This window comes from Desulfobulbaceae bacterium, from assembly GCA_013792005.1.
In the GTDB taxonomy this organism is placed as follows: Bacteria; Desulfobacterota; Desulfobulbia; order Desulfobulbales; family VMSU01; genus VMSU01.
In genome coordinates, this window is sequence record VMSU01000018.1 from 1 (window position 1) to 7,216 (window position 7,216).

General features: G+C 41.9%; 7 protein-coding genes. All 7 read right to left on the minus strand.

Annotated features, from left to right (window positions below; genetic code table 11):
* The coding region (locus FP815_00920) for a hypothetical protein (GenBank protein ID MBA3013503.1) at window positions 1-486 on the minus strand (486 nt) is incomplete at its 3' end.
* The gene (locus tag FP815_00925) at window positions 476-1,597 is read right to left on the minus strand and encodes a glycosyltransferase family 4 protein (protein ID MBA3013504.1); all 1,122 of its coding nucleotides are present in this window, start codon (window positions 1,595-1,597) and stop codon (window positions 476-478) included. The genes FP815_00920 and FP815_00925, both read right to left, overlap by 11 nt.
* A complete protein-coding gene (locus FP815_00930) occupies window positions 1,594-2,634 on the minus strand; it encodes an O-antigen ligase family protein (protein MBA3013505.1) in 1,041 nt (346 codons plus the stop codon). The genes FP815_00925 and FP815_00930 overlap by 4 nt, the downstream gene beginning before the upstream one ends.
* Window positions 2,635-3,180: 546 nt before the next feature.
* Complete coding sequence (locus tag FP815_00935) at window positions 3,181-4,170, minus strand: glycosyltransferase family 2 protein (GenBank protein ID MBA3013506.1); 990 nt, start codon at window positions 4,168-4,170, stop codon at window positions 3,181-3,183.
* A 3-nt stretch (window positions 4,171-4,173) separates the two neighbouring features.
* On the minus strand, window positions 4,174-4,854 hold the full coding sequence (locus FP815_00940) for a class I SAM-dependent methyltransferase (protein MBA3013507.1): 681 nt from the start codon (window positions 4,852-4,854) through the stop codon (window positions 4,174-4,176).
* Window positions 4,855-4,866: 12 nt separating this feature from the next.
* The gene (locus FP815_00945) at window positions 4,867-6,318 is read right to left on the minus strand and encodes a flippase (GenBank protein ID MBA3013508.1); all 1,452 of its coding nucleotides are present in this window, start codon (window positions 6,316-6,318) and stop codon (window positions 4,867-4,869) included.
* Window positions 6,315-7,216: phosphotransferase (locus tag FP815_00950; GenBank protein MBA3013509.1), on the minus strand; the 902-nt coding region annotated here is incomplete at its 5' end. The genes FP815_00945 and FP815_00950, both read right to left, overlap by 4 nt.

A 7,216-nucleotide genomic window follows, 5' to 3' on the forward strand; every position in this document is an offset into this window, starting at 1 on the left:
GAGTAATAGTTTGGGCGTAGCCCCACCCTGAGTAACGCGGGCCATGTCTCTGTCAGAAAGTCGGCCAAGAGCCATACATTTCTGAAAAAAAGTGACAGCGGCGGCAATTGAATTGCGCACCTTTTCTGTATCTGCCTCTGAAAGAAAATCTTTAAAGAGGCGGGTTGTTAGATCACCACTGCCTGCATTATACCACTCAAGGCCCGCAATGAAATCAACCTTGACAGAATGTACTTCCCCGTCTGGTGCAGGCCGGCTCAGGACAACCTGGGCACAATAGCCTATGTTTCGAAAAAAAAGTACATACCATCCATTTTTGTGGGCTCTCTCAGCAAGAAGTTGGCAGGCCAACACTATTTGGGTGTTGGAGACCAGAATATCAAGATCACCTTCTGAACGAGTTTGGGTATCGTTTCCTCGTAAGAAGAGAAATGATATTGTTGGTGTGAGGGCTTGGGTAATGAATGCTTCGATTTCAGCTTTCATTTGCTACCCTTTGTCGAATAAGGTCATACTCCTTGATTAGATTAACAGCTGCAATTGACCAGTTGAGTTGGTTCTCGATTAGTTCACGGCCCCGCAAGATATACTGTGACCACTCAGTTTGTTGTTGTAGCGCTCTTTCTAACCCTCGACTTAATCCGTAAGGAGTCGGTTCACACATGAAAAATGCTTGTCGGTCGTAGAAATAACTTGCCTTAGCTGTGCGGGTAATCAGCAGTGGCGTTCCGATGGCCAGTGCCTCCATTGCCGCAATTGAAAATACGTCGCATAGTGAAGGATGAACAAATAAGTCAATGTCGCGAAGAAAGGCTATCTTGTCGGCACCATATTTCGGTCCAACCCATTCAACTCCCTTATCATCATAATCTGTTAACAGTTTTTTGAGATAGGGCGATTCAGGACCGGCGATCTGCAGTCGCAGTTTATTGTTATTATTTCGCATTAATGAAATTGCTTTACAGAGTGAATCTAGATTTTTCTCTGGGGAAACTCTTCCCAAATAGCCGATTTTAATCTCATCGACTTGGGAATGATTGTGAGGGAGAAGTGTGGGGTAATCATCAAGGTCAATGCCGTTAGGGATGTAAAATTGATGCCGAGGCGAGAACCATGATAGTGCTTCAGTTGTCTCCTCCTCGGTCAACATATGAATGCCTGCGGATTTTTCAAGATGTTGACGTTGTAGTAGCCAATGGTATAGCGATTTTTTTATTTTTGTGGTTGTGCTTGTTTGACGATCCAGTGCTAAACCATTGTGGAGTGTCACAACATAAGGTTTTTGTAACTGGTTGCATTTTTTTGCGACCCACAGATTCCATGGGCTAAAAACACCATGGAGATGAACAACATCAGCCCATACGATTGCTTCATCAACAGCTTTACTCAACTGCAAACCCAACTGAGAAAAAGCTTGTATTGTAAAACCATCTCGTTGGATAAGCTCTCCTTCTTTCTTAACAGACCCAGCCTTACCAATTACTCGAACATCTACACCGTACCGTGCAGTGTATTTTGCCAAACCAGCAATAACCTGGTTTACGCCATTGGCTCTGTCTTTGTTGGCTTTGCCGAGGATAAAGTGGAGTACTTTCATGTTTTTTTATACACTGCATTTCCAAAAAATAACTTGCGCTGAGGGGGCGTTGAACGAGGCATCACACTTAAGTGCATTGCCATACCTATCAATAACCAATATTCTGGTGCGATCAAGGCTCCGTTGATTTGGCCGGTAACAAAAGAATTGAGAACCGCGAATGCAACTCCTTCGTATGTTAGTCCATCTTCTTGATTCCGATGTAATTGGGCCATTTTATAAGCGGCTGTAAATGAAGTGAACAGATAAAGAAGATATGCTAAGCCAGCGAATAATCCTCCGTATGTAAGTGTGGTAATAAGCTCACCTCCTCCTGCTTGCCAAATCTTACCACCATAAATATATCTAACTTGTCCCCAACCAGTTCCAATAATGATGGATTTATCACTTGCCAAAAAGGCATCAATCAAACGCTTTTGAGACATCAACCGGAACTGGCTCGAACCTCCTTCTAAAATTTCTTCTTTATTGAAAAAATTTTGAATTTTGTAAAACGCATATGGATTTATGTTACCCACGAATCCAGTAAAAATATATATTGAAATTCCCCCGCATAGAAAAAGCACTAAAAACTTACGTGTAATTAGTGTGCCACGACTTTTGAATATATACCAAATGAAAATAAAACTTAAAGTGGCTCCCATGCCGTAAATAGCAGAGCGAGTAAAGGTTAACAAAATTCCGACAATCATAACTGAGAGAATTAATGAATTTTTTTTACATAATTTACCCTTGATAAGGGTTGGTAAAAACAGAAAAAAAGAGAAGTTTAAATATTTTGCAAAAGTGTTTGCTTCAGTACGAAATCCTGGACCAAAACCACCGATTATCTGTGAAACCTGAGCATCTGAAAGCGCAAGAATAATTCCGCTAAAGTGAAAAGTGATTGCTTGAACAAGCCCCCAGGCTACACTAATAACTGTTACTGTGAAGATGAGCCGTTTTAATGATTGGATGTTAATTGTTCCACTTATCAAAATAAGCGCTGTCGCCATAGCAATGCCCATGTTCGCAGCTAATAAAAGTAAGCTTGTCATTGCCTCTGTTGGTGTATCAGAGAACAATGCTGCAATTAAATTTACGATCAAAAAAAAGAGAGGGATAGGAAAATTCGTGAGGAAAATAGACGAGGAAGAAACCTACATAGAGACAACAATACAAAGATAACAAGAAGATGATAAATACGAGCGATGCCTCCACCGATTAGGATATAATAAAACTCTGTAGTTAGTAACGCTACAAAGAAAATAGTGTATATTTTTGAACGAAACATAAATAATAACAGTAAAATAACTACTGCTGACGTTAATCCTTCAAGCATGTTGATAAACTCCACTAAAAAACGTCTGTATTGATTTAATATTGCCTAAAAGCTGACGAGACAGGAATATCCATTACTGGTTCATGCGATTAGTTTACCGATAAGTTGTCGGGCTTGTAAACTGTACAACCCTTCAATTGAATGGAGGGAAAATGGTAAGTCGGTAATTCTCCTGTTGGGGCGGAATCTGTTTTGTTTGGTGCAACCAGAAAATGGCCAAATTTCGAAATGAAATTTAATAACTCTAAATACTATTAAGCTATCAAGGTATTTTACTGGTAAATTTTCTCAATACAAGTAGGTGTGTTTTTGCTCTTGTGATAAGTCCCTTTGAAATACTATAAAGAGCGAGTGTCTTATAGGATATTGAAAGCAACCAAAGCTGCCATTTTTGATACCCGGCATAGGTGTAAAGATAATACTTTCTACTTCTAATGAATTGCAGCATACGTTTCGTGCTATCACCTTTTTCACTCTTGACATGAGCGTGGATGGCTATGGCAGATGGTACATATAGAATTTTTCCATTTTTCCTATGAACCATTGACACAAGAATCGGCTCCTCACAGTAAAGAAAGACTCCTTCATCAAGGAAGCCAATATCTCGGAGGAAATCCATTCGCAACATTAGGCAGCACCCAGATACTTTCGGAGCGACACTTGATTTATCAATTGGGCAGGGAATCACGTATGACTTTTGCACCCCAAAACGCCGAAACAAACATCGCGGCCAGAAAAATTCTTCTAAAAAACTGGCCTCCCGCAAGGGGTTTTGATCAACACCATCTTGACTAAGAATACGCGAGCCAGCGACATAACAATGCGGATCAGAGAACATGTTAACGGTCAATTCCCTTAGATAGTTTCTGTCAACTATCCTCATGTCTGGATTGGCAATAAGGACTGCATTGGCACCTAGTGTGTTCGCCAGACGAATGCCAATATTGTTCCCCGCTGAATATCCACGATTTTCATGATTTTCGATTAGGTAGACAGTATTGTTTTTCCTGCTCTCCCCCTGATGCTGTCGCACCCACGATTGTACTTCATTCTCGGGTCCACTCACCGCATCTGGGCGCCAGTCAATGAGCCATGATTTAATTGCTTGCAGAGAATCTGTTCGCGATGCGTTATCTACCAAAATGGTGGAGAGATGGACTCCCTCCTGTTTGGAGATTTGCTCTGCACAAATTTGCAAATCCTTTTCACTGTTGTAGTTGAGGATTACTACGGCAACGTGATGATTTTTCATTAGTTAAATACTCGTTGCTTTGTGCGTGCCAACAATGACCCATTGGACAGTTATAAAATCTCTCAGCAACTGTAGTGAAAATTGATCAACCAATTTCCACTTACCACCGATTAACGGACGCAATTCAATAATATCTAGCCCGGCAGTTGTAAATAATTCTTGGATAGAAATTTTCGTAAAAAATCTAAGGTGAGTTCGATCCATAATGCCGGCATCAACGTAATTCCATTTCCCATTCATTATTAACGGAAGCCACACAGTCCAATGACGTACATTCGGAATGGAAGCAACTAATTTCCCAGTTGGCGTCAAGTGTGTAGATAAATCATAAAGAGTCTGCCATGGATCAATAAGATGCTCCAATACATCTGCGCATACGACAAAATCGAAGGAATTGGTGGGGGGGATGAGCAGTTCCGAAATCCTGGTGCGGTTAAGGTCTGCACAGTGTACTTGATCCAGCTTTGTTAAAGCTTCATCTGCCGCTGTGCGGTCAATTTCGATTCCTATAACCTCTGATGCATAATTATTCTGTTTTAGAAAGGATCCAAAATTTCCGGCTCCGCAACCAATATCTAAAATGCGATTATTTCCTTTACTGATAAATTGGGCAATATTTTCACGCCGATTTTGATAGTAATTTGCAGAAGTATTACTGTGTTCTACAGGAGTTAGACTCATCATATATAACTCCTATTAAGATGAAGCAGTTTTATGTTTATAGAACAACTTAGATAACGGACTCCCCTTATACAATCTTATGAGCCAAAGTCCGACCCAAATAACAAAAAATGCCCCTATTGCAGCATGCCAGGGCCAAATATTGTTTGCGACATTATGTAAACTGATAATAGCGCTGATAATCATTACAGCAGGAATAATCATAGTTTTCATTGAACTATTCGGCATGCTAGAATATCGAAAAAGGAAAATGAAGTCAGTAAGTACTCGGAAAGTCCATGCCCAAGCAGCACCATAGAGACCAAAGAAGTGTATCGATACCCATAGAAGGGCCAGGAATGGACCAATTTCCAGAGTGTGAAATTTTGCAACAATGTCAGGCCGCCCCGTACCCTGCAGTAAAGAATATGGTATGTATGCTAAGCTGTTAGCCCATATTCCGAAGAGAAATATTTCTCCTAGAGGGGACGCTATTGTCGCTATATCTTTACCAACCCAGATAATCATGAATGGTTTCAGGAGAACAATTCCTAATATAATAATTGGCGTCATAATCATCACAAGTAATCTAAATGAATCTTCGGCTAAATGACTTGCATCCCCATGATGAGCAGCAGAGAATTTTGGAAAAAGTGCTCGTGACAGGCTTGAGGGTATAACTCTCGCTTTGGTAACCAATTGATATGGTAGGGTGTAGTGGGTAACAGCTTGTGCTCCTAGGATGGCACCAATCAGAAAACGGTCGATAGTTTCAAGCAAAGGACCAATCATGCCTGTTACAGCAACCCATCCACCATAGGAAAGTAATGAGTTGACAGCTTCTCTTGAAAATCTTGGCCGTCGACTTAATGGCACCGATGAATAACAGGCTACCAGAAATGGAATGTTCATGAATGCGCGGGACAATACTGCGGCGGGGATAACGACTGAAAGGCTTGGGCTATATATGTATGCAATGACGAGGGGCGCTACCTGAAAGACGATCGTACTTGCAATTTGTAGAATGTTGACAGTAAAAAAACGGTTTCTCCCCTCAAGTGCGCCGTTTAGAACGGAAGAAACCAAGGCGAGCGGAAGCGTAGCAATCATCCAGGGTAGAGCAGCGAGAGATTCAGCTTGGAATTCAGCTGGGATCTTTAGCACTCTTGTTAAAAGAAAAGAGCCAATGATCCAAAGAATAATTGCTGCTATCGTTCCGAGAACTGCATTGACAGAAAATGCACTCCAGAAAACAACTCCTCGCTCTTTGTCTGAAGCCTCACTGAGTCGTGCAAGATGATTTGCCGTCGCCTTGCCTAGTCCCATCTCCATAAAACCGAAATACCCCAAAATTAACCAGACAAGAGAGAGTACCCCATAGCGCACATCACCTAATGTTTTCAGATAAAGAGGCACCGTGACGAGTGTGACAAACATCGGGATGATTGAGCCGGCGAGGTTAATAATAGTATATTTGCGTATGCTCATTCAGTTTTCCATCTGATAATCGTATCGATAAAATCCGCTTTTCCTGGTTCCCCGTCCCAAGTTTCCAATTTGCCACATTCGTATGGTTCCCGTGCAATATATTGCAGGGAATGTCCACACAAATAACAAAGGAAAAGGACATCTGCCTCGGCATCGTTTTCAGTAAGCCCCATCTCCGTTAATAGTTTTCGCACCAGCCGGATGGTTGTTTTGGAGGGTCGGCGTTTCGATTCTGGAAGCGATAAGGTGAAATGGATCAGGTCATAACCGGGGGGGTAGGACTTATGGGCATACTCCCAATCGAAGACATAGAGTCGGTTATTCACCATGAAGGTATTCCACGGGGTAAAGTCACCATGGCAGAAAACTATCTCTGCCTTAATTGTTGGAGCAAGGCTGGAAATCTTCGAGAAGGCCTCTGCAAATCTTGTGTTCCATCCAGTTGGTAGGCGAATGGAATATTGTTCTGCCTGTTTGCGTATGTCTAGGAGGAACTGACTGCCTGCCAAGGTTTCTTTGTCCTTGGTACTCTTTGACATTAATTCGGAGAGAAAGCCCTTGTGGAGTGCCATGAATACAGTGGGCGACTTGGAGTATCGGGTCTTTTCGGTGTTAGTCACCAGAATCTGTGCCCCAGAAATTTCTGCGGATAGCAGCATTTTGGGGATGCAGCAACTCTCCAACCGAAGGGATTGAACATAGTCGATACAATTTGCTTCATGGGCAATGAGTTCTTTGATTTTGGGAGAAAGTGAAATTTTGGCAAAACCTTTAATGCCCCCATCTGCCCCCATGATTTGAACGGTTGTTTTACGGTGTGGGCTGTCTGTGCCGGTAAAAAATGCGTAAGTGAGATCAGAACAGCTGAAGAGGTCGGAAAATACTGGCGGGCATAAAA

Coding starts and splice junctions, on each gene's coding strand:
- FP815_00925 (MBA3013504.1), bottom strand. CDS start 1,597: ATGAAAGTACTCCACTTTATCCTCGGCAAAGCCAACAAAGACAGAGCC.
- FP815_00930 (MBA3013505.1), bottom strand. CDS start 2,634: ATGACAAGCTTACTTTTATTAGCTGCGAACATGGGCATTGCTATGGCG.
- FP815_00935 (MBA3013506.1), bottom strand. CDS start 4,170: ATGAAAAATCATCACGTTGCCGTAGTAATCCTCAACTACAACAGTGAA.
- FP815_00945 (MBA3013508.1), bottom strand. CDS start 6,318: ATGAGCATACGCAAATATACTATTATTAACCTCGCCGGCTCAATCATC.
- FP815_00940 (MBA3013507.1), bottom strand. CDS start 4,854: ATGATGAGTCTAACTCCTGTAGAACACAGTAATACTTCTGCAAATTAC.